Raw genomic sequence first — 24,592 nt, 5'->3', positions numbered from 1 at the left:
TCAGTGCTTCGCCGGCGCCTTGCCGAAGAGCGAGCGGTACAGCTTGCCGTACAGCTCCGTGTTGTTCTGGCTGGCCGCGAAGGCGCTGCCGTTCGGGCCGTACGCGTAGATCGGGACGTCGGCGCCGGTGTGGCTGCCGGAGAGGTACGTCAGCCAGAGGCTGGCGTCCGCGCTGCCGTCCTTGACGCTCTTCGGGTCGTCCGGGGTACGGAAGGTCGCCGGGCCGAAGTTCTTCGCGTCGCCCGCGCCGGCGCCGTTGACGATCCCGCTGGAGCGGGCCGGGTCCTTGGCGCCCGAGGCGGTGCGGGACGGGGTGCTGTTGTTCGCCGTGTTGCCGGCGTCGACGTTGCCGGGGGGCGTCGCCGCTTCCGCGTTGGCGTAGCCCCCCTTCTCGATGATGTTGAACCCGGCGCACTCGTGGTCCGCCGTGACGACGACCAGGGTGTGGCCGTCCTTCTTCGCGAAGTCGTACGCGGCCTTCACCGCGTCGTCGAACGCCTTGATCTCGTCGAGCGTCTGCGCCGCGTCGTTGGCGTGCGAGCGCTTGTCGATCTGGGCGCCCTCGACCTGGAGGAAGAAGCCCTTGGCCTTCTTGCCGGCGCTCTTCTGGGCGTCACCGAGCAGGGAGATCGACTTGCTGGTCATCTCCGCGAGCGTGGGCTCCTGCTTCTCCGGGGCGCCGGCCGGCAGGCCCGCCTTCGCCCGCTCGACCGTCAGGTTGCCGCGGTTGAAGAGGCCGATGACCTTCTTGCCCCGCGTCTTGTCCAGCTCCGCCTTGGTCGCCACGCGCTGGCTCGCCGCAGTCTGCGCGGGCAGCTTGGCGTCGCCGAAGCTGCCGAGCACCTCGTAGCCCTGGGCCTTCAGCGCCTTCTGGTCGTCCGGCTGGAAGCGGGCGAGGCCGCCGCCGAGGATGACGTCCGCCGTGCCGTTGCGCGCGATCTGCTGCGCGATCGGCGTGATCAGGGTCTTGTCCTTGGGCGCCGTCTCGTAGGAGCCGTCGGCCTTCTTCGGCAGGCAGGCCGCGTCCGAGTAGACCGGGCCCTGGCAGCCGCGCAGCAGCGCGTGGCTGAACTGCGCCGCCGGGGTGGCGTCCGTGATCTCCGCGGTGGAGACGTTGCCGGTGGCGAAGCCGGCGGCCTTGGCCTGCTCCATCATCGTGACGACGCGCTTCTCGTACGAGTCCACGCCGATCGCGGCGTTGTACGTCTTGACGCCGGACGCCCAGGCGGTGGCGGAGCTGGCCGAGTCGGTCACCAGGGCCGGCTGGGCGCTGTCCTTCTCGACCGCGTACGTCGCCACCGCGCCGGTGTACGTCAGGCGCTCCATGTTCAGCTTGCCGGCGGCGCCGTAGAAACGGTCGCGGCCCGCCGTGACGTGCGTCCGGCCCATGCCATCGCCGAGCAGGTAGATCACATTGCGGATCTCCGGACCCCGACTGCTGGTCTGGGGGGCCGAGTTCGCGGCCACCGCGGTCCCGGCGGCCAGGGTGCCGGTCACGGCCAGAACGGTCAGGACCTTAGCGGGTCTGCCTCGCATAGCGGTATGTCTCCTCGTCCGGATCGAGTATTCGATCAGGTCCCCGACCCTAGGAGCGGGACATGAACGGCCCACGAGCGCACGGTGACCCCGGGGGGAACACCACTGTGGAGCGCGGCCCGTTCCGGCCCGTCGCGCACTGTGCCAGGATTCCCGCATGGTTTCCGTAGACCGCCATCTGGCGCCCGATGAACAGCTGGTGCACGCCACGCGCCAGCACTGGACCGAGATCGTCACCGAATTCCTGGTACTGGCACTGATCTGGGTGGTGGCGACCGTACTCATCTGGCTCACCCCATCGGGTGAGGACTGGGCCACCAATACCGACTATGTCATCCTTGGCCTCGCTCTGATCGCTTCCGTCCGGTACTGGCTGATACCGCTTCTCACCTGGCGCGGCACGCTGTACATCGTGACCACGAAGCGGATCTACAAGCGCAGCGGGTTTCTGACGAAGACCGGACACAGCATTCCGCTGGTCCGGGTCAACGACGTCTCGTTCCGCGCCACGCTGTGGGAGCGGATCATGCGGGAGGGGACGCTGTTCATCCAGTCCGCGTCCGAGCAGGGGATGCTCACCCTCAAGCACGTACCCGATCCGGAGGGCCTGAAGGATCTGATCTACCGGGCCGTGGACGATGAACAGAACGCACATCAGCGGGGCGGGTTCGAGGGACCGGTACCACCCCAGCACTGACCGGCGGCGGAAAAGGCCCGGCGCCGCGCTGACGTCCGCACGACACCCCCTCGGCTACCTTTGGTGACTCCATCATCGCTTTGCGTGACACCAGGGAGTGCGTGTGAAGGTCGCCTGTGTCGGCGGCGGGCCCGCCGGACTGTATTTCTCCATCCTGATGAAGCGGCAGAACCCGTCCCACGACATCACCGTCCATGAGCGCAATCCGGCCGGTTCGACCTACGGCTGGGGCGTGACGTACTGGGGCGGTCTGATCCAGAAGCTCCACCACCACGATCCCGAGTCCGCCCGCGCCGTCCGGGAGAACTCCGTCTCCTGGAGCGACGGGGTCGCGCACATCCGCGACCACCGGACCACGCACCGCGGCGACGAGGGGTTCGGCATCGGCCGGCGCGTGCTGCTGGACATCCTCGCCGAACGGGCCCAGTCCCTGGGCGTCCGCGTGGAGTTCGGCCGCGGGATCACCCCGGACGGCGAGCTCCCGGAGGCCGATCTCCTCGTCGCCTGCGACGGGGTCGGCAGCGCGCTGCGCGAACGCCACGCCGGCCACTTCGGTACGGAGTCGGTGGCCGGGCGCAACGTCTACATCTGGCTCGGCACGACCAAGGTGTTCGCCGCCTTCACGTTCGCCTTCGTGGAGACCGAGCACGGCTGGATCTGGGCGTACGGATACCCGTTCGGCCCCGAGCACAGCACCTGCGTCGTCGAGTGCTCACCGGCGACCTGGACGGGGCTGGGGCTCGACGAGGCGAACGAGGCCGACGGGCTGGCCCTGCTGGAGAAGCTCTTCGCCGAACCGCTCGACGGACATCCGCTGATCGGCCGGGCGGAGTCCGGCGGCGACGCGCGCTGGCTGACGTTCCGTACCGTCACCAACCGGACCTGGTCCCACGGCAATCTCGTACTCCTCGGCGACGCGGCCCACACCACGCACTACTCCATCGGCGCGGGCACCACCCTCGCCCTGGAGGACGCCATCTCCCTGGCCGGCGCGCTGCGCGGGCAACTCGACCTGCGCACCGCGCTCGCCCACTACGAGCGCGAGCGCCGCTCCGCGCTGCTCCCCACACAGAGCGCGGCCCGCTACAGCGCCCAGTGGTACGAGAACCTGCCCCGCTACACCAAGCTGCCGCCCGAGCAGATGTTCGCGCTGCTCGGCCAGCGGCACTCCCCGCTGCTGCCGCACCTGCCGCCCGCGCTGTACTACCGGCTGGACCGGACGGCCGAGCGGCTCGACGCGCTGCGCCGGTTCAAGCGCTGGCTGGGCCCGAAGGTCGCCAGGACAGTGCACTCCCGGCTGAGGTAAGGGTGAACGCATGACAGAGAGCGAGAGCACACACTTCCGGGGCGTTCCGGTGCTGGTGCTGGGGGTCGTCGAGGGAGATCCGCCGTTCCGGATCGTGGAGATCCACGGCGAGCCGGCCGGCAAGGCGTACGCGATGGAGGACGTGGTGAGAATCGCCTTCCACGCGGGGCTGACCCATATCGATCTGGACGATCTCGACACGGTCCGCTGGGTGGGCGGCGGCAAATACACCTGGCACGTCAGGCACTGGCTCTGACACGCCCGGACGGGCCGGATTCCCTCCCGGCCACCACTCCGATGGCCCCTTCGCGTCGCGGAAGCGCCCCACCCGGAACAGAATCCCGAGGTAGTACGGTGCGCGGCAATTCAGCGTATTCGGCGTATTCAGCGCATCGCAGTACTCGGCGTATTTCGACCCGTGGATCGCGGAAGGCAGAAACCCATGAAGGAACACGTAGGTAAACGGGGCGGTCTCATCGGCGAACTGTCCGCGGAGTTCGCCGGGACCATGATCCTCATCCTCTTCGGCTGCGGAGTGGTGGCCCAGGTGCTGGCCGGCGGGCTCGGCGACCACGACAGCATCGCCTGGGCGTGGGGGCTCGGGGTGACCCTCGGGGTGTACGTGGCCGCCCGGCTCAGCGGCGCCCACATCAACCCGGCGGTGACCCTGTCGTTCGCGCTCTTCCGCGGGTTCGAGTGGCGCAAGGTGCTCCCCTACGTGCTGGCGCAGACGGCGGGGGCGTTCGTGGCGGCGCTGCTGGTGCGCTGGAACTACACGGAGGTGCTGGCCAAGGCCGACCCCGGACACACCCACAAGACCCAGATCGTGTTCTCCACGCTCCCCGGCAACGGCTCGCTCCCGGTGAGCGAGTGGGGGGCGCTGCGGGACCAGATCATCGGTACGGCCATCCTGGTCCTGGTCCTCTTCGCGCTCACCGATCTGCTCAACAGCCCGCCCGGAGCCAACCTCGGGCCGCTGCTCATCGGTCTGCTGATCGTCGCGATCGGCATGGCGTGGGGCACCGACGCCGGTTACGCCATCAACCCGGCGCGCGACTTCGGGCCCCGGCTGGCCAGCTTCATCACCGGGTACCACGGGGCGTGGCGGGACCAGTACGGCAATCTCTACTTCTGGGTGCCCATCGTGGGCCCGCTGATCGGCGGCCCGCTCGGCGCGTTGCTGTACAAGTTCTTCATCGCCAAGTACCTGCCGACCAAGGAGCAGGAGATCGGCAGGATCCCCGAGGCCGACCCGGTGAAGTGAGCGGAGCGCCCGTACGGAGCCGGGGCGCCCCGCCCCGGCTCCGTACGCTCACACCACGACGGGCAGCCCCTCCAGCCCCCGGATCACGAAGTTCGGCTTGCGGACCGGTTCCGCGGCCGGGCCGAGGCCGGGGGCTCCGTCGAGCAGGGCGGCCATCGACGCGGCGAGTTCGATCCGGGCCAGCGGGGCGCCTATGCAGTAGTGGATGCCCGCGCTGAAGGAGATGTGCGGGTTGTCCCGGCGGCCGAGGTCGAGGGTGTCCGGCGCGGTGAAGACCGCCGGGTCGTGGTTGGCGGAGCCGAAGAGCAGGGCGACCTCGGCGCCGCGCGGGATGGTGGTCCCGCCGATCTCCACCGGGTCGAGCACCCACCGTTCGAAGAGCTGGAGCGGTGTGTCGTAGCGCATCAGCTCCTCGACGGCGGTGGGCAGCAGGGAGCGGTCGGCGCGCAGCGCGGCGAGCTGCTCCGGGTGCCGGAACAGGGCGTGCCAGCCGTTGACGGTGGAGTTGACGGTGGCCTCGTGCCCGGCGTTGAGCAGCAGGGCGCAGGTGGCGACCATCTCGGCCTCGGTCAGCCGTCCGCCCTCGTCGTGGGCGGCGATCAGCCCGGAGATCAGGTCCGTGCCGGGTTTCTCGCGCCGGGCTGCGATGAGTCCGCGCAGATACGCGGAGAACTCCAGCGAGGCGGTGACCGCCTGCCGGGCCGTCTCCTCCGGCGGGTTCAGCTCGTACATCGCGCAGATGGCCGCCGACCAGGGCCGCAGCAGCGGGCGGTCCTCCTCGGGAACGCCGAGCATCTCGGCGATGACGGCGACGGGCAGCGGTTCGGCGACGGCGGTGAGCAGATCGCCCCCGCCCTCGTCGACGAGCCGCCCCACCAGTTCGGCCGCGAGCTTCTGTACATACGGCTGGAGCTGTTCGACCGTGCGGGGCGTGAACGCCTTCGAGACCAGGCGGCGGATCCGGGTGTGGTCCGGCGGCTCCAGCTCCAGCATCCCGCGGTCGTTCAGCTCGTGGAAGGGCTCATGGCCGGCGGGCGGCGGGGTCCTGCCGAACTCCTCGTGGCTGAACCGGTGTCCGTACGAGCGGCCGAGGCGCCGGTCCCGCAGCAGCGCGGAGACGTCCGCGTGGTGCGGGACGAGCCACTGGTCGCTGGGTGCGTAGTAGTGCGCCCGGCCCCGCGCCCGCAGTTCGGCGTAGGCGGGGTAGGGGTCGGCGAGGAATTCGGGCGACCGGGGGTCGAAAGCTGGCATGCCAGGACCGTAACCGGCGGCGTGCCCCGGCGGCCAGCGAGGCCGGATGCGACGACGCGGGTGTCACGACGGCAGGTGTCCCCGGAGCGCGAGGGCGAGGCCGCTCTCGGCGTCCGTCACCAGGCCGAGCTGGTAGGCGCTCTCGTACGCCGGATCGCCCGCCGCCTCGCGCGCGCGCCGCTCCCACTCGTCGCGGATGGCGCCCAGTTCGGGGGTGCCCCGGTGCGGGTGGCCGATCATGCGCCAGTACGTGTGTCCCGTACCGGAGGTACGGGCGGCCGCCACGCCGTCGCCCCGGGCCGCGATGGCCCCGGCGAGCAGGTCGAGGCCGAGGGCGATGCCGAGGCTGTCGCGCAGCTGGTACTTGCCGGCGAGCATGGCGCGCGCGTGCCTCTCGGCGTCACGCGCGCGGCCCCGCAGGAGCTCTATCAGGGCCAGTTGGTGGTCGGCGTAGGCGCGGGCCCAGTGTTCGCCGTAGCCCAGGCTGAGCTGCTGGAGGTCGGCGGCGTCCTCGTACGCCTCGTCGAGGCGGCCGAGCGCGGAGAGCGCGAAGAGCCGTATCACCCGGCACCGCAGGTGGGACGGGGCGTCGTGGGGGGCGCTGGTCACATGGCGCAGGGCGCGGTCGGCGACGGTGAGGGCGGACCGGGGACGGCCCATCATCAGATAGGTGAAGCTGACGGAGTGGGCGGCGGACAGCACGGACTCGGGGTCCTGGTCGTGCCAGGCGGCGAGGCTGCACTCCTCTCCGAGCCTTCTGGCGTCCTCGTGGTCGCCCTGGAGCGTGCGGGTGATGCCGAGCGCCCAGAGCGCGCGGATACGGTCGGGCCCGCGCGCGGACGTGCGGCTCAGCGCGCGTTCGAGATAGGCGCGGGCCTCGTGCAGATGGCCGCAGCAGCTCCAGAAGAGCCCGGTGTGGCCGGCCATCCGCATGGCCCGCTCGGGTTCCTCGGCGAGCAGGTGGTCGAGGGCGGCGCAGAGATCGGCGTGGCAGTCGGCGATCCTGCGGTACCAGGCGACCTGGCGCGGGCCGAGCCAGCCGGCGTGCGCCAGGGCGGCGGTCTCGGCGAAGTGGCCGGCGTGCCGGGTGGCGAGGAGGTCCCGTTCACCGAGCTCCGCGAGCCACATCGTGCCGTACTCGCGGAGCGTGTCGAGCATCCGGTAGCGGTCGCCGTCGCGCTGGAGGACGGACTGCGCGGCGAGCCGCTCCAGGAGGACGGGAACGTCGTGGCCGGCGAGCGGCCCGCCGGCGCAGACGGCCCGGGCGTCGGCCACGTCCACGGCGCCGGGGAAGACCGAGAGCCTGGCCCACAGGAGCCGTTCGAGGGGCGCGCAGAGTTCGTGGCTCCAGCCGATGGCGGTACGGAGGGCCCGGTGGCGCTGCGGCCATACGGAGTCGTCGGCGAGGACGTCGAGCCGGGCGGTGGTCCGCGAGACGAACGGGGACGCGGCCCCGGAGGCGGCCCCGGACGTGGTGTCCCGCAGCCGGGCGGCGATCTGCTCGACGCCATTCTCGCGGAGCCGGGCGCAGGCCAGCTCGACGGCGAGCGGGATCCCTTCGAGGCGGTGGCAGATCTCGGCGACGGCCGCGGCGGCGGCCGGGGTGTCGAGGGGGACGTCGGGCGCGGCGGTGGCGGCCCGGTCGTGGAAGAGCCGGACGGCCTCCTGGCCTGCGCCGCCGGCGGGCAGCGGCCCCACGTCGAGGAGGTGTTCGCCGGCGATGCCGAGCGGCTGTCTGCTGGTGGCGAGGACGGTCAGGGCGGGCGCGGCGTCGAGGAGGTCGGCCACAACGCCGGCGCAGGAGACGATCACCCGTTCGCAGCAGTCGAGGACCAGCAGCGCACGGCGTCCGGCCAGCCATTCGCCCAGCGCCTCCACGGGCCGGCGCGGGCTGTGGTCCAGGAGGCCGACGGCGTCGCAGACGGTGGCGATGAGCAGCCGGTCGTCCTGGAGGGGCGACAGGTCGGCCCACCAGACCCCGTCCGGATGACGGGCCCGCGCCCGGTCCGCGGCGCGCAGCGCGAGACGGCTCTTGCCGACGCCGCCGCCGCCCGTGAGAGTGACCAGCCGGTGCTCTTGCAATGCTCGCTCGACAGCGTCCAGTTCGGTCTCTCGGCCGATGAAACTGGTCGTGACGACGGGAAGGTAGCCCACCACGGGTACATCCTGGCCCTGTTGGGATCCCTGGCCGATACCTGTGGCGGAAAACGGTGAGAAACGGCCGGTATTAGTCGCAGTCGGTCAAGGAGTGTCACGTTCCGCTGCGCTGAGCGGTCGGAGTGGTGACCGCCGCCTCGGGGAATCCGCTCGTACGCCACGAGGCACCGTCCCAGGTGACCGCGAACCCCTCGTAACCGTCCAGGGATTCCAGCCAGTCCTGGGCCCGCTCCCCCATCGCGAAGGCGGCGGTCGCGTAGGCGTCGGTCAGGGTGAGCCCGGCGCCGACGACGGTGAGGGACGCGGGTCCCGCGGCGGGGGCGCGGCGGCGCGGGTCGAGGATGTGGGCGCCGCGTTCGGCCGTACCGGAGGTGGCGATGGCGAGGTCGCGGCCGGTGACGAGCGTGCAGAGCTCGCCGGGGCGCAGCGGGTGGGCGACTCCGATGTGCCAGGGGGTGCCGGGGAACGGCTCGCCGGTCAGCCGGAGGTCGCCGCCGCCGTTGACGCAGGTGTTGCGGGCGCCGGCCTCGCGCAGGATCCGCGAGGCGTGTTCCACGGCCCACCCTTTGACCAGCCCGGACGGATCGAGGGTGCCGCCGGCCCGGTCGCTGAACCAGCCGCCGGTGGTCCGCTCGGCGCCCGCGCACAGGGCGAGGACGTCGCGTACCTCCTGGGGGCACTGCGCGGGGTGCAGTTCACCGCGCCCGAGCCGGCTGATGACACTGTCGGGGCGGTACGTGGAGAACACCTCGTCGACGTGGTGCAGCCAGACGACCGCCTCGCGCAGCGCCGCGTGGAGGACCGGGGTGCGCTGGTCGCGGATGTCGAAGGAGAAGACGGTGCCCATCACGTGTTCGACGTGACGCAGACCGCGTGGGCGGTCGGAGGCGGGTGCGGAGGCGGGTGCGGGTGCCGGGTCGTAAGCGAGTGTGTGTGCGGGTGCGAGGGTGTGCGTGGTCTCAGACATCGGTCTTGTCCAATGCGCTCTGGAGGGAGTCGATATAACCCTGGCTGGTGTAACTGGCGCCGGAGACCGCGTCGATACGCGCGCTCTGGGCGGTCAGGGCCTCCTGGGTCAGACGGGGCACGGCATCGGCGGCGATCTGCTGGCTGCGGCCCTCCGAGGGCATTTGAAGGACTTTGACGGCGGTCAGTTCGCCGTTCTTGACGGTGATGGCGAGCTGGACCGTACCGTACCGGGTGCTGATGGCGTCGCCGGTGTACGTACCACTGGACGTGGATGTGGACGCGGACGCGGTGGCGCTCGGTTCCGATGTCGCCGTCGGGGTCGAGGTCGGGGTCGGTGCCGGTGTGCCGACGGCCAGTTGGGTGGTGGTCTGGTGGGGCTTGAGTGCGAGCAGCAGAACGACCAGGGTGGCGGTCGACGCGGCGGCGAGGACGGCTCTGCGCACGGGGGTCTCCTCAGAACTCGAACGACTCGTGGTGGATGTGGTGGCGCGGCACTCCGGCGTCGCCCAGGGCACGCTTCGCGGCGTCGGTCATCCCGCGCGGGCCGCAGAGATACACCTCGTGGGCGGCGAGACCGGGGACGAGGCGGCTCAGCCCGTCGGCGGTCAGGGGTGCGGGTGCCTCCTGGCCGGCGGCTTCGCTGAGGAGGTAGTGGACGGTGGCGCCGCGCGCGGCGGCGATGGCGTCCAGCTCCCCGCGCAGGGCCAGGTCCTCGGCGCGCCGCGCCAGATGGACCAGGGTCACCTGGCCGGGCAGGGTCTCGAAGAGCGCCCGCAGCGGTGTGATTCCGACGCCGCCCGCCAGCAGCAGGACGTTCGGGGAGCGGCGCCTGGCTTCGGTGAAGGCGCCGTACGGTCCCTCCGCCCAGACCCGGGTGCCGGGCTTGAGGCGGGCCAGGGCCGCGCTGTGGTCGCCCGACTCCTTCACGGTGATGCGCAGCAGACGGTCGTGTGGCGGTGCGGACAGGGAGTACGGGTTGGCGCTCGCCCACAGTCCGGGGGCGAGGAACCGCCAGCGGAAGAACTGGCCCGGCCGCGCGCCCAGTTCGCCGAGGCGCTCGCCGGTCAGGTGGACGGAGACGACGCCCGGCGCCTCGGGGACGACCTGGGTGACGCGCAACCGGTGGCGCAGGTTGTGCCGTACGGGAGCGAGGAAGCGGTACCAGAGGATGAGCGCGGCGACGCCCAGGTAGAGGGTGTACCAGGCGAGTTGGGCGGGGCGGTTGCCCACGAAGTCGGCGCCGTTGCTGAGTTGATGGAAGAAGGCGAGGAACACCGCGAGATACGTGGCGAAGTGGAGGTAGTGCCAGGTCTCGTAGCGCAGTCTGCGGCGCGCGGCCCGCGCCGACACGAACGCCGTCCCGAGCAGCAGCAGGAAGGCGGCGGTCGCCTTGAGCATGTCCGGGTAGTCCAGGACGAAGGTGGTGGTCTGCTCCACCACACCGGTGTCCGCGGCGAGCGAGTAGCCCCAGATGATCAGCACGATATGGGCGGTGACCAGCGAGATCGTGTACCGGCCGCCCATCGCGTGCCACCGCGCCAGCCGGTCGCTGCCGATGTTGTGATCCAGAAGCGGAATCCGGGCCATCAGCGCCACCAGCACGGCACACGCGTACCCCGCGAGCAGCCCGGTGATCCGCCCCGCGTCCGTCACCCACCCGGCCGCGCCCACCACCGCCTCGGTGTCCGCCCACCAGAGGGCGAGCACCCCGGCGGCCCCGCCCCAGATGACGCCCTGCGCCACCAGCGGAACGGCCGAACGCGGCCGGGAGAGCCGACGCGGTGTGTGCCGCTGTCCCGGCGGCGCGGATCCGTCCGTACCGTTGCGCGCGTGGGTCGCGGTGCTCATGGGGCCTCTCTTCGCCGGTGAGCGGCCAGCGTCGCAGCGCAGTCTGAGAGAACCTTTTGAAGTTCTTGTGACCGGGATGAGTGGATCACTTGTCCGCTGTTGAGGGGCCCGCCGTGCCGGGCGACGCGCGGACATGCGCGCGCTCGCCCTGTCTTCCGATGAGGCTCAGGAACTCGACGGGCCCGGCGCCGGTGGCCCCGAACCAGTGCGGGGTGCGGGTGTCGAACTCCGCCGCCTCTCCGGACGCGAGGATGAGGTCGCGCTCCCCGAGCACCAGGCGGAGCGTCCCGTTGAGGACATAGACCCAGTCGTAGCCCTCATGGGTGCGCAGGTCGGGCTGGTCGTCGTCGCGTCCGGCCGGGAGGACGAACTTGTACGCCTGGATGCCGCCGGGCCTGCGGGTCAGCGGCAGGACGACCGAGCCGTCGCCGCAGGGGATGGGGCGCAGATGGATACGGGGGTCGCCGGTCGGCGGCGCGTCGACGAGTTCGTCGAGTGTGACGCCGTGGGCGCGGGCGAGCGGCAGCAGCTGTTCGAGCGTGGGGCGGCGCAGCCCGGCCTCCAGCCGGGACAGGGTGCTGGCGGAGACGCCGGTCTCCGCCGCGAGCTCGGCGAGGGTGACGTCGCGCCGGAGCCGCAGGCGTTTCAGCCTCGGTCCGACGGCGTCGAGGGTGCGATCGACGCTTTCATCCATCCCGTACATCCCTTACATCCGTCCCGCCTACGTCCATCCCGCCATTTTGCCATTCGGCAACAGCATTTGCGCACGGCCTTCGCTGTCAGCACCCTGAGGAGCGAACCGAACGAGGAGACGATCCATGACGCACGGATTCGACAAGGACTACTGGGAGCGGCACTGGCGGCAGGGGCGGGCCGGGGGCTCCGGATCCATGGCCGGTAACCCGCCGAACCCGTATCTCGCGCGCGAGACCGGCGGTCTCGCACCGGGCACGGCACTGGACGCGGGGTGCGGCAGTGGCGCCGAGGCGATCTGGCTCGCCTCCCACGGCTGGCACGTCACCGCGGCCGACATCTCGTCCGAGGCCCTCGCCCGCGCCGCCGGGCGCGCGGCGACGAGCGGGGCCGGCGAGCGGCTGCGGTGGGTCGAGGCCGATCTGGGCGCCTGGACCCCGGACGTACGGTTCGACCTGGTCATGACCCACTACGCCCACCCGGCGATGCCCCAGCTGGAGTTCTACGACCGCGTCGCCGCATGGGTGGCGCCCGGCGGCACCCTGCTCATCGTGGGCCATCTGCACACCCCGGACCCGGCCGGCCACGGCCACGGCAACGGCCACCACCCTCCCGCCGAGGCGTCGGCCACCCCCGCGGCCATCACCGCGCGTCTGGACAGCACGGAGTGGGAGATCGTCACCGCCGAAGAGCACCTCCGTACGCTCACCGGCCCCGAGGGGCGGCCGGTCCCCCTCCGCGACGTCGTCGTACGCGCCACCCGGCGCTGAACGCGGCCTGCTCGGACGGCCGCCCGGGACGGCCGCCGGTCAGGGCGTGTGCGACGTGATCAGGTCGGCGGCCCGTTCCGCGAGGACCATGACCGTCACCACGGGGTTGGTCGCGGTGAGTGTCGGGAAGGCGGAGGCGTCGGCGACGCGCAGCCCCTCCACACCTCGTACCCGCAGTTCGGGGTCGAGAACGGCCAGCGGGTCGTCGTCGGCGCCGATCCGGCAGGTACCACTGACGTGGTACACCGTCTGGTGCGTGGCGCGGGCGACGCGCGAGAGGTGCTCGTCGGACTGCACGTCCGGGCCGGGGAAGACCTCTCGCACCAGCCAGGAGCGCATGGGCTCCTCCTCGGCGATCCGCCGCGCGGCGCGCACCCCCGCGAGCAGCATCTTCTCGTCGTGGCCTGCCGGGTCGGTGAAGTAGCGGTAGTCGATCTTCGGAGGTTCTTCGATGTCGGCCGTCTCGATCCACACCCGGCCACGGCTCGCGGGCTTGGCCACGTTCGGGGCGATCGCGACGATGTTCTCGGGGAACACCACACCCTGCGCCAGCGGATGGTCGACGACGGGCTCGACCGGGAAGTGCATCAGGACGTCGGGCGCGTCCTCGCGGTCCGTCAGGGTGAGCATCGCGCCCGCGTCCCAGCCGCTCGCGCTCGTGGCCGGCGGCGGCCCGGTGGACTCCCAGACCACCAGCCCCTCCGCGTGGTCCTGAAGGTTCTCGCCGACGCCCGGCGCGTTCACGAGCACCTCGACTCCGGCGGCGTCGAGGACGTCGGACGGTCCGATGCCGGACAGCTGCAACAGCTTGACGGTGTCGATCGCGCCGGCGCTGATGACCGTCTCGCGCCGGGCCGCGCAGAGCCCGCCGTCGTCGAGTTCGGCACCGGTCGCCCGGAGGACACCGCCCGCACGGCGCTCCAGGACGACACGCCTGACGCGGGCCCCGGTGAGGACGTGGAGGTTGGGCCGGGAGCCGGCGAGTGCGTGGATGTAGTGGATGGAGGTGGAGGACCGCAGGTTGGACTCCGGTGTGTAGCCCACCTCGAAGAAGCCGGCGCCGCGCGCGCCGGCGTCGAGCCGGCCGTCGTTCCACTCGTCCTGCACGGGAACGCCCAGTGCCTTGGCCGCGGAGGCGACGACGTCGGCGACGAAGGGGTTGCGGTCCTGCGGCGCGACGGGATGGATGGGCGTCAGCAGCCGGTCGTAGTACGGCAGCACGGCCTCGGGGGTCCAGCCGGTGGCGCCGAGTTCCACCCACTCCCGGAGGTCGGAGGCGAGCGGGCGCCACGCGATCATCGTGTTGGTGGTGGAGCAGCCGCCGAGGATGCGCATCCGCGTCTGCCTGACAGCGGAATTGCCGCGCTCCTGGGGCACACTGCGGTAGTCGAGGTCGTACTCGCTCTCAACCATCTCCGCCCAGCGGCGGATCGCGCGGGCGCGCTCCTCGTGCAGGTCGCTCGGCCCCCACTCCAGAAGCGCGACGCTGACCCCGGGGTCTTCGGAGAGCCGGGAGGCGAGGACGCATCCCGCCGTACCACCGCCCACGACCACGTAGTCGTACTCGGGGACGGTGGGGGCGGGCGATGGTGTCGTCATGACCGGGTGACCTCCTGTGCGGCGTACATGTGCAGAGTGTCCTGCACCGGGCTGATCCGGACGAAGTGCGCGGCGCCGTGCTCAGTTCGTCTTCGCGGCCGGGGTGAGCGCGTCCGTCCGCGCCGCGGGCGGCTGTGCGGCCGTGCCCTGCGTGCGGCGCATGAGGAAGAAGTAGAGGGGGCAGATGACGGCGAGGCCCACGACCCAGGAGATGTCGACGCCGTCGAGGGCCTTCGCCACGGGCCCCTCGTACATGGTGGTACTCAGGAAGGGCAGCTGTACGAGGATGCCGAGGACGTAGCAGACGATGGCGTTGACGTTGAATCTGCCGTAGCGGCCTCCGTCGCGTTCGAAGAGCGCGTCGATGTCGTACTCGCCGTGGCGCACCGCGTAGTAGTCGATCAGGTTGACCGCGGTCCACGGGATCAGGACACACAGCAGCAGTGTCATGAAGTTGGTGAAGTTCACCAGGAAGTCGGCCCGTCCCAGGACCGCCATGGCCTGCGCGGCGAGGAAGAGAACACAACACACCACGCCGCGGCCGAGGGCACGGGGCATCCAGCGCGGAAACAGCGTCTGGCCGATGGTGATGGTGGACAGGGCGCCGCAGTAGAGGTTCATGGCGTTGGTGCCCGCGATGGCGAGACCGAACACCGCGACGACGAGCCCGCCGACACCGTGGGTGAACTGGCCGAGGCCCTGGACGGTGTCGTCCTTGGGGTACGCGGCACCGACGAGCGTGCCGAGGATCATCGGGAAGAGCGAGCCGAGCACTGCTCCGCCGTAGGTGGCCCAGAAGGCGGGGCGCACGCCGGTGTCCCGGGGCATGTAGCGCGTGTAGTCGGAGACGTACGGGGCGTAGGCGATCTGCCACAGCGCGGCCAGTGACACGGTGCCCATGAAGCCGGCCGCCGTGAAGCTGCCCGACGTCCAGGTGTGCGCGGGTGTGCCGTTGACGCCCAGTCCCCAGACGAAGGCGAGAACGAGCACGACGCCGGCCACGAGGCTGAGGACGCCGCTGAAGGCGTGGATCAACCGGTAACCGACGATGGCGCCGAGCACACTGAGCACACCGATGAGTGTGATGGCCAGGTCCTGGCCGATGTGCAGGAGAGAGGCGACGGCCTGGCCGCCGAGCACCAGGTTGGAGGCGAAGAAGGCCACGTACATGACCACGACGAGGACGACCACGAGGAGACTGCCGAAGGAGCCGAACTGCGCCCGGGTCTGGAGCATCTGGGGCACACCCAGCTGCGGCCCCTGCGCGGCGTGCAGCGCCATGACGACACCACCGACGATGTTTCCCACTGCCACGGCGAGGACGGCGGCCCACACCGGCAGGCCGTAGACGACGGTGGCCACGGCACCGGTCGCCACGGTCAGGAGCATGATGTTGGAGCCGAACCAGATGGTGAACAGATTGCGGGCGGTGCCGTGTCGCTCGGTGACCGGGATGTGGTCGATCGTGCGGACCTCGACGGCGGAACCCCGTGATGCGCTGGCATCAGTCATACGGCACCTTCTCGGGACGGAGGGGCGAATGCGGTCGGAAACGACCGGGCGCGAATGCTTGGGGAGTATGCTCCGCCGACGGCATGGCATCAGACAAACAAGAATTCGAGAAGCATTGCATCACTTTTACTGAGGAAGCAGAAGGGGCAATCCGATCGGTGCTCCGGCGTAGCACGGTGGAAACGGATGCGCGGTACGCGACTCCGTACGAGGAAGACACGAAGTGAAGCGAGGGAGAACGAGTTGAGCAAGCGCCCGGAGGTCACCCTCGTACAGTTGCACTACTTTGTCGCGGCAGCCGAGCGGCTCAGCATGACCGCGGCGGCACAGGACTTCTTCGTCGCCCAGTCCGCTGTCTCCGCGGCCATCGGGCAGCTGGAGCAGCAGGTGGGGGTGCAGCTCTTCATCCGGCAGCGCTCGAAGGGCCTGATCCTCACGGCCGCCGGCCTGCAGTTCCTCGGGGATGTCCGGGCGCTGCTGCTCAGCCTCGACGGCGCGCTGGACGCCGCACGCGGGTTCGACAACCAGGTCCGCGGCACGCTCCGCATCGCGTGTTTCGTCACCCTCGCGCCGTTCATGCTGCCCAGCCTGATCGCCAGGTGCCGCGCGGTGCACCCCTATCTGGACATCGCGGTGGAGGAGGTCGACGCCGAGGGCGGCAGGGAGGCGTTGCGCACCGGCCGGGCCGAACTCCTGCTGGGGTACGACTTCGCGCTGGGGGAGGATGTCGCCCGCGAGACCGTGGTGCAGGTGCCGCCGCACGTGATCCTGCCCCCGGACCATCCCCTCACCAAGGGCAAGCAGGTCTTCCTGCGGGAGCTGTCGACGGAGAAGTTCATCCTGCTCGACCTGCCCTACAGCCGGGACTACTTCCTGCGCGTGCTGTCGTCGGCCGGCCTGGAGCCGGACATCCGGCATCGCTCGGGCAGCTACGAGACGGTCCGTTCCCTGGTCGCCCACGGGCACGGATTCTCCATACTCAATCAGCGGCCGGCGCACGACCTCACCTATGACGGCCACCCGGTGACCGCACTGCCGATCGCGGACGCCGTGCCGTCCCTGCCTGTCGTGGTCGCCTCCTTGCGCGGTGTACGGCAGAGCGCGCGGGCCCGCGCGGTGTCCACCGTGATCCGCGAGGTGGCGCTGCGTACGGTGAGCATGCCCCGCCCGGCGACGACGGACGGCCGGGGCGACCACTGAGGGGTATGTTTCCGCCGGGTTACGAGAAAAAGTCTCCGGACGCGGTCGACAGGTGAGACGGAACAGGTCGATATGTCGGGGTCGGCTTACGCCGCGGCACGCCGCACTCCCCGGCCTTCTGCATCTGTTGATCTGATGCCCTGTAGCTGAAACATCTGTTGGACACGGCTTTCCGCAGGTCCAAGGATGGCTTCAGCGGCAGCACCGTCACATCGACGCACGGGCGGGAGTGCCGCCCGAGCGGAGGTTGCTATGTCGATGGAAGAGACCGAGGTAGTCGTCGTCGGGGCGGGCCAGGCGGGTGTGGCGATGAGCGAGCATCTGGGCGCCGCGGGCATCCCGCACATCGTCCTGGAGCGGCACCGCGTCGCCGAGCGCTGGCGTTCCGAGCGGTGGGACTCCCTGGTCGCGAACGGGCCCGCGTGGCACGACCGGTTTCCCGGAATGGAGTTCTCCGCCGTCGCCCCCGACGGCTTCGCGTCGAAGGAGCAGGTCGCCGACTACTTCGTCGCCTACGCCGAGAAGATCGGCGCCCCGGTCAGGTGCGGGGTCGAGGTGACCTCGGTACGCAGGCACACCGGCCGCCCCGGTTTCCGGGTCGAGACATCGGCGGGCGCCATTGACGCGCGCTTCGTCGTGGCCGCGACCGGGCCGTTCCAGCGGCCGGTGATCCCGCCCATCGTTCCGGACGGCGCCGTCTCCGTACAGATCCACTCCAGCGGGTACCGGAACCCGGGGCAGCTGCCCGACGGCGCGGTCCTCGTGGTCGGGGCCGGCTCCTCGGGCGTGCAGATCGCCGACGAGCTGCGCCGTTCCGGACGCCGCGTCTTCCTCTCCGTCGGTCCTCATGACCGGCCTCCCCGCGAGTACCGCGGGCGTGACTTCTGCTGGTGGCTGGGCGTACTGGGGCGCTGGGACGCGGAGGCGCCCCCGCAGGGTGCCGAGCACGTCACCATCGCGGTCAGCGGCGCACGCGGCGGCCACACCGTCGACTTCCGCACGCTGGCCGCGGACGGCATCCAGCTCGTCGGACTGACCGCGTCCCACGCCGACGGGACCCTGCGTTTCGCCCCGGACCTCGCCACGAACATCGCCGAGGGCGACGCCAAGTATCTCGAACTTCTCCGCGCGGCCGACGCGTACGTCGAGCGGTACGGGCTCGGTCTGCCCGAGGAACCGGAAGCCCATGTCCTCGGTCCCGACCCGGAGTGCGTGACCTCTCCCCTCCTGGAACTCGACCTGGCCGAGGCGGGGGTGACGTCGATCGTCTGGGCGACGGGCTTCGCCGCCGACTACGGCTGGCTGGAGGTCGACGCGTTCGACGGGAAGGGCCGTCCGGACCAGCGGCGCGGGGTGGCCCGCGAGCCCGGTGTGTACTTCCTTGGCCTGCCGTGGCTGTCCCGGCGCGGATCGAGTTTCATCTGGGGTGTCTGGCACGACGCCCGTCATGTCGCCGACCACATCACGACCCGGCGGAGCTATCTCACGTACGGCGGTACCGACGACCGGCCTGGCGCCGACGGCCGGTCCGCCACCGACGACCGGCCCGCCACCGCCGGTCTGCCCGGCACCACGCCCGCGCCCCAGAAGTGACCGAGGAGTACACGATGACCTCCCCAGCCGAGGGCCGCCCCGTACGGGCCCCGATCGTCGCCGGCGGCCACACCCGGATCCGCCCGTTCAACACCCGCGACACGTATCCCGAGCAGAACCTCGACAACGACCTCTGCCAGGCCGTCGTCGCGGGGAACACCGTCTACGTCCGCGGGCAGATCGGCCAGGACCTCGCCACCAGCGAGTCCGTGGGCCTCGGTGACGCCGGGGCGCAGGCCGAGCAGGCCATGGCGAACATCAAGATGCTCCTCGAAGAGGCGGGCAGCCGGATGGACCATCTGGTGAAGCTGACGATCTACCTCGTCGATCCCCGGTACCGGGAGGCGGTGTACCGCGCGGTGGGCCGCTGGACCAGGGGCGTGCATCCCATCTCCACCGGCCTGGTGGTCTCCGCCCTGGCCAGGCCCGAGTGGCTGTGCGAGATCGACGCCGTCGCGGTGATCCCGGAGGGGCGGCGGACATGACCTTCTCCCTCGTGGTCAGGGACGGCGGCCGGTTCGGCATCGCGGTCAGCTCGTCGAGCCCGGCGGTCGCGGCGCGCTGCGCGCATCTGCGGCCGGGCGTCGGCGCCGCCGCCTCGCAGAACATCACCGACCCCACCCTCGGCACCGGTCTGCTCGACCGGCTCGCCGCGCACGGTGACGCGTCGCGCGCGCTGGCGGAGGTCACCGGCGCGGACGGCAACGCGGCGACCATCGGGTACCGGCAGCTGACCGTCCTCGGCCGCTCCGGCCCCGGGCACGCCTTCAGCGGCCCGCACACACTCGGCACCCACGCTTCGGCCACCGCCGACGGCGCGGTGGCGGCGGGCAACATGCTGGCCGGAACCCATATCCCCGACGTCCTCCTCGACACCTGGTTCACGACCGGCGGGGAACTGGAAGAGCGTCTGGTGGCCGCGCTCCGGGCGGCTCTGGCGGCCGGTGGCGAGGAGGGGCCGGTGCACTCCGCCGGTCTCGCGGTCGTCGCGGACGCCGGCTGGCGGGTGACCGACCTGCGGGTGGACTGGGCCGACGACCCCGTCGAGCGGCTCGCCGGGCTCGTCGACGTATGGCTGCCGCAGCGGGACGACTATGTGCGGCGCGGTCTCGACCCCGCCTCCGCACCGTCGTACGGCGTTCCGGGCGATCTGTGATGGGCACGCTGAAGGAGGCCGCCCGGCGCGAGGTCGAGCGTCACGCCACGGAGCTGATCGCCCTCTCCGAGCGGCTGCACGCCGATCCGGAGACCGCCTGGGAGGAGCGGCGTGCCGCCGCCGCCGTACCGGAGCTGCTCGACCGGGCCGGCTTCGAGGTCACCCCGGCCTATCTGGGCCTGGAGACCGCGTTCCACGCCCGGTACGGGAGCGGGCCCGTCCGGATCGCGCTGTGCGCCGAGTACGACGCGCTGCCGGGTCTGGGCCACGCCTGCGGACACAACCTCATCGCCGCGAGCTCGGTCGGCGCCGCCCTGGGGCTCGCCGCCGTCGCCGACGACGCGGGGCTGACCGTGGAGGTCTACGGCACACCCGCCGAGGAGGGCGGCGGCGGCAAGATCGAGATGCTGGACCGGGGCGCCTTCACCGGGGTGGACCTGGCCATGATGGTGCACCCGGCTCCCGTCGACGTCGCCGAGGCCCGCCCGTTCGCGGTCAGCCACTCCAGGATCTCCTACACCGGGCAGTCCGCCCACGCCGCGGCCTACCCCGAAGCCGGGATCAACGCCGCCGACGCCTTCACCGTGGCACAGGTCGCCATCGGGCTCCTGCGCCAGCAACTCCCCGCCTCGGCACGCGTGCACGGGGTGGTGACCCACGCGGGGGACGCGCCGAACGCCATCCCGGGCCGTACCTCGGGGCGGTGGTACGTACGGGCGGAGACGCTGGCCGAACTGGCCGAGGTGGAGCCACGGGTCATGCGGGCCTTCGAGGCCGGGGCCCTCGCCACCGGCTGCGAGATCGAGATCGAGCCGGAGAGCCAACCGTACGCGGAGTTCCGCACGGACGAGACCGCGCTCGGGCACTACCGGCTCAACGCCCGAGCCCTGGGGCGGGAGTTCGCCCCGCCCGGCCAGGCCGCACGGATGAACCGCGCCTCCACGGACATGGGCAACGTCTCCCAGGTGGTGCCGGCCATCCACCCGTACATCGGGATCGGTTCCCTGCCCGCCACCAACCACCAGCACGAGTTCGCCGCGTTCTGCGTCGGCGGACCCGCCGAACGCGCGCTGCTCGACGGGGCGGTCGCACTGGCCTGGACCGGAGTGGACCGGGTCACGACGGCGGGGCGAGCCTCGTGACGCCGAAGAGCCCCGGCCGCGGTGGGCTCTCCCCCGCCCCATGACGCACGCCCCATGACGCAATGGAAGGCAGAAGCATGACAACGCACTCCTCCTGGCGGCAGCGCGCCGCCGACTTCGCACCCCGCACGCGGCTGTTCATCGACGGAGCATGGGCCGACCCGGTGGACGGCGGCCTGCTGCCCACCGTGAACCCGGCCACCGGCGAGGTCACTGCCCGGGTGGCGGCTGCCTCGGCCGCCGACGTCGATCGCGCCGTTGCCGCGGCCCGTACCTCCTTCGAGGACGGCCGCTGGTCACGCACCGCACCAGCCGAGCGCAAGAGGGTCCTGCTCGCCCTCGCCCGCCTCATCGAGGAGAACGGCGAGGAGCTCGCCCTCTGCGACACCCTCGACATGGGCAAGCCGATCGCGGAATCGTACGGCACCGACGTCCCCGGCGCGGCCGGCGTCTTCGCCTGGTACGCCGAGGCCGTCGACAAGCTCTACGACGAGATCGCCCCCACGCCGCCCGGCAACCTCGCCCTGGTACGACGCGCCCCGCTCGGTGTGGTGGGCGCGGTGGTGCCCTGGAACTTCCCCCTGGACCTCGCGAGCTGGAAGCTGGCCCCCGCCCTGGCCGCCGGCAACAGCGTCGTCCTCAAACCCGCCGAGCAGTCTCCCCTGTCGGCGCTGCTGCTCGCCGAGCTCGCCGCCGAGGCGGGGCTCCCCGACGGGGTGCTGAACGTCGTCCCCGGACCGGGCGGGACCGCCGGACGCGCGCTCGGCCTCCACCCGGACGTGGACACCCTTGTCTTCACCGGCTCGACCGCCGTCGCCAGGAAGTTCCTCGCCTACTCGGCCGAGTCCAACATGAAACAGGTCTGGCCCGAGGCCGGCGGCAAGAGCCCCAACCTGGTCTTCGCCGACGCCGACCTGGAGGCCGCCGCCGAACGCACCGCCTGGGGATTCATCTACAACGCCGGCCAGGTCTGCTCCGCCAACACCCGGCTGCTGGTCGAGGCCTCCGTCGCGGAGGAGTTCACCGCCCGCGTCGCCGCACACGCCCGTACCTGGCGGCCGGGCGATCCGCTCGACCCCGCCACCCGCCTCGGCCCGCTCGTCGACAGCGCCCAGGTGGAACGCGTCCTCGCGGCCGTCGAGTCGTCGGGCGGCACCCTCGTGTGCGGTGGCACGCGCCCCGACCGCGAAGGCGCCTACCTCGACCCCACCGTCGTCACCGGCCTGCGGGCCGACGCACCGCTCGTGCGGGAGGAGCTCTTCGGTCCCGTTCTCGCGGTGCTGCCCTTCCACGACGAGGGCGAGGCGATCCGTCTCGCCAACGACTCCGCCTACGGCCTGGCCGCATCCGTGTGGACCCGGGACCTCGGCCGAGCCCACCGCGTCGCCGACGCCCTCCGGGCCGGCACGGTCTCGGTCAACACCGTCGACGCGCTCAGCCCGTCCACCCCGTTCGGCGGATTCAAGCAGTCCGGCCACGGCCGCGATCTCTCGCTGCACTCCTTCGACAAGTACACCGGCCTGAAGACCACGTGGATCGCCTACGGCTGATCCGGTCCCCGACCGAAGCCCGGCGCGAAGCAGCAGGTCCGGGCAGAGAAGAAGCTCTGCCCGGACCTGATCACTCATGCATCACCTCGCGAGGTGATGCTTTTTCTGTTGTGTCCGAGGGGGGACTTGAACCCCCACGCCCGATAAAGGGCACTAGCACCTCAAGCTAGCGCGTCTGCCATTCCGCCACCCGGACGAGTGGTCGAACCGTGGCTTGTGGCCGCGGCGACGTGGTCAACAATACCAGGGGTTCGCGGGGGGTCTCACCCCTATATCCGGTGGTCAGAGCGGGGCCGGGTGGTGGCGTGAGGTGGGGGGCTACGGCAGGCGCGGATCTGGTGTGCTGTTGTGATGTGTCGCGTTGTGTCGTGTTGTGCGGGCGCGGCCTGCGGTGGTCCGTGCGCCGCGCTCCGCGCCCCGCCGGCCGAGGCGCTCCCGCACCAGCCGCGCCGTCTCGCCGGGGGTCGAGCCGACCCGTCGCGAAGAGCTCCCTCGCCCGGTGCTCGTACAGATCCATGTCGGCTTCCTTTCGCCGAAAGCGCCGCACGCCCTCTGGACACCGTCCGCCCGATGGAGGATAACAAGCTTCATACAGTATTCGTCGACTGTATGCAATGTGCGAGTCAATGTACCGATCCCAACGAAGGGACAGGGACCTCCTCATGCCCGACGACAGCCAGGAACTCATCTCCGGTGGACATCTGGTCGCCAAGGCACTCAGAGCGGAGGGTGTCGAGGTCATCTACACGCTCTGCGGCGGCCACATCATCGACATCTACGACGGCTGCGTCGACGAGGGCATCGAAGTCGTCGACGTACGCCACGAGCAGGTCGCCGCCCACGCCGCGGACGGCTACGCCCGGATCACCGGCAAGCCCGGGTGCGCGGTGGTCACCGCCGGACCCGGTACGACGGACGCCGTCACCGGCGTCGCCAACGCGTTCCGCGCCGAGTCCCCGATGCTGCTCATCGGCGGTCAAGGGGCCCACAGCCAGCACAAGATGGGGTCCCTCCAGGACCTGCCGCACGTCGACATGATGACGCCGATCACCAAGTTCGCCGCCACCGTGCCGGACACCGCGCGCGCCGCCGACATGGTGTCGATGGCCTTCCGCGAGTGCTTCCACGGCGCCCCCGGGCCGTCGTTCCTGGAGATCCCGCGCGATGTGCTCGACGCGAAGGTGCCGGTGGCGAAGGCCCGGGTGCCCGAGGCCGACCGGTACCGGGCCTCGACCCGCTCGGCCGGCGACCCCGAGGCCGTCGAGAAGCTCGCCGATCTGCTGATCCACGCCGATAAGCCGGCGATCCTGCTCGGCAGCCAGGTGTGGACGACCCGGGGCACCGACAGCGCCATCGAGCTGGTGCGGACGCTCAACATCCCCGCGTACATGAACGGAGCGGGCCGCGGCACCCTCGCCCCCGGCGATCCGCACCACTTCCAGCTCTCCCGGCGCTACGCGTTCTCGAACGCCGACCTCATCGTCATCGTCGGTACGCCCTTCGACTTCCGGATGGGGTACGGCAAGCGGCTCTCGCCGGACGCGACCGTCGTCCAGATCGACCTCGACTACCGCACGGTCGGCAAGAACCGGGACATCGACCTCGGTATCGTCGGCGACCCGGGGCTCGTCCTTGCGTCGGTCACCCAGGCCGCGAGCGGGCGCCTCAACGGCGGCGCGGTCAGGCGCAAGGCGTGGCTCGACGAGCTGCGCGCCACCGAACAGGCCGCGATCGAGAAGCGGTTGCCCCAGCTGCGCTCGGACGCGTCGCCGATCCATCCGTACCGGCTGGTGAGTGAGATCAACGAGTTCCTCACCGAGGACTCCATCTACATCGGTGACGGCGGCGACATCGTCACCTTCTCCGGCCAGGTCGTCCAGCCCAAGTCCCCGGGCCACTGGATGGATCCGGGGCCGCTCGGCACGCTCGGCGTCGGGGTGCCCTTCGTCCTCGCCGCCAAGAAGGCGCGGCCCGACAAGGAGGTCGTGGCGCTCTTCGGGGACGGCGCGTTCTCGCTGACCGGCTGGGACTTCGAGACGCTCGTCCGCTACAACCTGCCGTTCGTCGGCATCGTCGGCAACAACTCCTCGATGAACCAGATCCGTTACGGCCAGAAGGCCAAGTACGGCGACGAGCGCGAGCGGGTCGGCAACACCCTCGGCGATGTGCACTACGACAAGTTCGCCCAGATGCTGGGCGGTTACGGCGAAGAGGTGCGCGACCCCGCCGACATCGCGCCCGCGCTGCGGCGCGCCCGCGAGTCCGGGCTGCCGTCGCTCATCAACGTCTGGGTCGACCCCGACGCGTACGCCCCAGGAACCATGAACCAGACCATGTACAAGTGAAGGA

General features: G+C 71.1%; 21 protein-coding genes and 1 tRNA gene. 12 read left to right on the top strand and 10 right to left on the bottom strand.

The genetic code is table 11. From position 1 onward, the window contains the following. Complete coding sequence (locus AB0389_RS10960) at nt 1-1,497, bottom strand: alkaline phosphatase (protein WP_366395019.1); 1,497 nt, start codon at nt 1,495-1,497, stop codon at nt 1-3. A 196-nt stretch (nt 1,498-1,693) separates the two neighbouring features. On the opposite strand from AB0389_RS10960, the gene AB0389_RS10955 reads away from it, so the two are divergent. From AB0389_RS10955 to AB0389_RS10940, 4 genes are all read left to right on the top strand, one after another. Further along, nucleotides 1,694-2,233: a PH domain-containing protein gene (locus AB0389_RS10955; RefSeq protein WP_366395018.1), complete on the top strand. Its 540-nt coding sequence runs from the start codon at nt 1,694-1,696 to the stop codon at nt 2,231-2,233. 103 nt (nt 2,234-2,336) lie between these two features. Next, nucleotides 2,337-3,539: an FAD-dependent monooxygenase gene (locus AB0389_RS10950; protein ID WP_366395017.1), complete on the top strand. Its 1,203-nt coding sequence runs from the start codon at nt 2,337-2,339 to the stop codon at nt 3,537-3,539. A gap of 10 nt (nt 3,540-3,549) precedes the next feature. Then, nucleotides 3,550-3,795 carry a hypothetical protein gene (locus AB0389_RS10945; RefSeq protein ID WP_366395016.1) on the top strand — a complete coding sequence of 82 codons (246 nt, stop codon included), beginning with the start codon at nt 3,550-3,552 and terminating at the stop codon, nt 3,793-3,795. A gap of 186 nt (nt 3,796-3,981) precedes the next feature. Continuing rightward, nucleotides 3,982-4,803: an MIP/aquaporin family protein gene (locus AB0389_RS10940; RefSeq protein ID WP_366395015.1), complete on the top strand. Its 822-nt coding sequence runs from the start codon at nt 3,982-3,984 to the stop codon at nt 4,801-4,803. A 48-nt stretch (nt 4,804-4,851) separates the two neighbouring features. Here the strand turns inward: AB0389_RS10940 and AB0389_RS10935 are convergent, their stop codons facing one another. The 6 genes from AB0389_RS10935 to AB0389_RS10910 all read right to left on the bottom strand — a co-directional run bounded on the left by AB0389_RS10935 (nt 4,852) and on the right by AB0389_RS10910 (nt 11,722). Next, the gene (locus AB0389_RS10935) at nt 4,852-6,054 is read right to left on the bottom strand and encodes a cytochrome P450 (RefSeq protein WP_366395014.1); all 1,203 of its coding nucleotides are present in this window, start codon (nt 6,052-6,054) and stop codon (nt 4,852-4,854) included. A 63-nt stretch (nt 6,055-6,117) separates the two neighbouring features. Next, nucleotides 6,118-8,208: a regulator gene (locus tag AB0389_RS10930; RefSeq protein WP_366395102.1), complete on the bottom strand. Its 2,091-nt coding sequence runs from the start codon at nt 8,206-8,208 to the stop codon at nt 6,118-6,120. 97 nt (nt 8,209-8,305) lie between these two features. After that, nucleotides 8,306-9,058, bottom strand: a complete 753-nt coding sequence (locus AB0389_RS10925) for an FAD:protein FMN transferase (protein WP_366395101.1) — start codon at nt 9,056-9,058, stop codon at nt 8,306-8,308. A 112-nt stretch (nt 9,059-9,170) separates the two neighbouring features. After that, on the bottom strand, nt 9,171-9,623 hold the full coding sequence (locus AB0389_RS10920) for an FMN-binding protein (RefSeq protein ID WP_366395013.1): 453 nt from the start codon (nt 9,621-9,623) through the stop codon (nt 9,171-9,173). 10 nt (nt 9,624-9,633) lie between these two features. Further along, nucleotides 9,634-11,028, bottom strand: coding sequence for a ferredoxin reductase family protein (locus AB0389_RS10915; RefSeq protein WP_366395012.1), 1,395 nt, complete (start codon nt 11,026-11,028; stop codon nt 9,634-9,636). 85 nt (nt 11,029-11,113) lie between these two features. Continuing rightward, on the bottom strand, nt 11,114-11,722 hold the full coding sequence (locus AB0389_RS10910; RefSeq protein ID WP_366395011.1) for an XRE family transcriptional regulator: 609 nt from the start codon (nt 11,720-11,722) through the stop codon (nt 11,114-11,116). Nucleotides 11,723-11,846: 124 nt separating this feature from the next. On the opposite strand from AB0389_RS10910, the gene AB0389_RS10905 reads away from it, so the two are divergent. Then, nucleotides 11,847-12,491: a class I SAM-dependent methyltransferase gene (locus AB0389_RS10905; RefSeq protein WP_366395010.1), complete on the top strand. Its 645-nt coding sequence runs from the start codon at nt 11,847-11,849 to the stop codon at nt 12,489-12,491. A gap of 39 nt (nt 12,492-12,530) precedes the next feature. Here the strand turns inward: AB0389_RS10905 and AB0389_RS10900 are convergent, their stop codons facing one another. Next, nucleotides 12,531-14,090 carry a GMC oxidoreductase gene (locus tag AB0389_RS10900; protein ID WP_366395009.1) on the bottom strand — a complete coding sequence of 520 codons (1,560 nt, stop codon included), beginning with the start codon at nt 14,088-14,090 and terminating at the stop codon, nt 12,531-12,533. Nucleotides 14,091-14,171: 81 nt separating this feature from the next. Continuing rightward, on the bottom strand, nt 14,172-15,602 hold the full coding sequence (locus AB0389_RS10895) for a cytosine permease (protein ID WP_366395008.1): 1,431 nt from the start codon (nt 15,600-15,602) through the stop codon (nt 14,172-14,174). Between the two features lie 243 nt (nt 15,603-15,845). On the opposite strand from AB0389_RS10895, the gene AB0389_RS10890 reads away from it, so the two are divergent. From AB0389_RS10890 to AB0389_RS10865, 6 genes are all read left to right on the top strand, one after another. Then, complete coding sequence (locus AB0389_RS10890; protein WP_366395007.1) at nt 15,846-16,802, top strand: LysR family transcriptional regulator; 957 nt, start codon at nt 15,846-15,848, stop codon at nt 16,800-16,802. A gap of 252 nt (nt 16,803-17,054) precedes the next feature. Beyond that, entirely contained in the window at nt 17,055-18,395 is a 1,341-nt protein-coding gene (locus AB0389_RS10885) for an NAD(P)/FAD-dependent oxidoreductase (protein WP_366395006.1), read from the top strand. Between the two features lie 14 nt (nt 18,396-18,409). After that, on the top strand, nt 18,410-18,880 hold the full coding sequence (locus tag AB0389_RS10880) for a RidA family protein (RefSeq protein WP_366395005.1): 471 nt from the start codon (nt 18,410-18,412) through the stop codon (nt 18,878-18,880). Next, on the top strand, nt 18,877-19,551 hold the full coding sequence (locus tag AB0389_RS10875; RefSeq protein ID WP_366395004.1) for a DUF1028 domain-containing protein: 675 nt from the start codon (nt 18,877-18,879) through the stop codon (nt 19,549-19,551). The genes AB0389_RS10880 and AB0389_RS10875 overlap by 4 nt, the downstream gene beginning before the upstream one ends. Then, nucleotides 19,551-20,693 carry a M20 family metallopeptidase gene (locus AB0389_RS10870; protein WP_366395003.1) on the top strand — a complete coding sequence of 381 codons (1,143 nt, stop codon included), beginning with the start codon at nt 19,551-19,553 and terminating at the stop codon, nt 20,691-20,693. The genes AB0389_RS10875 and AB0389_RS10870 overlap by 1 nt, the downstream gene beginning before the upstream one ends. A gap of 77 nt (nt 20,694-20,770) precedes the next feature. Then, a complete protein-coding gene (locus AB0389_RS10865) occupies nt 20,771-22,243 on the top strand; it encodes an aldehyde dehydrogenase family protein (RefSeq protein ID WP_366395002.1) in 1,473 nt (490 codons plus the stop codon). 111 nt (nt 22,244-22,354) lie between these two features. On the opposite strand, the gene AB0389_RS10860 is transcribed toward AB0389_RS10865, so the two are convergent. After that, nucleotides 22,355-22,439: transfer RNA gene (locus AB0389_RS10860), tRNA-Leu, on the bottom strand. A 466-nt stretch (nt 22,440-22,905) separates the two neighbouring features. Between AB0389_RS10860 and AB0389_RS10855 the strand changes: the two genes are divergently transcribed. Next, complete coding sequence (locus AB0389_RS10855) at nt 22,906-24,588, top strand: thiamine pyrophosphate-binding protein (RefSeq protein WP_366395001.1); 1,683 nt, start codon at nt 22,906-22,908, stop codon at nt 24,586-24,588. Nucleotides 24,589-24,592: the final 4 nt, after the last annotated feature.

The organism is Streptomyces sp. NPDC093109 (assembly GCF_040701725.1).
Taxonomy (GTDB): Bacteria; Actinomycetota; Actinomycetes; order Streptomycetales; family Streptomycetaceae; genus Streptomyces.
The sequence above is the reverse complement of the archived record's forward strand: the minus strand, read 5'-3'. Positions and strand labels throughout refer to the sequence as shown.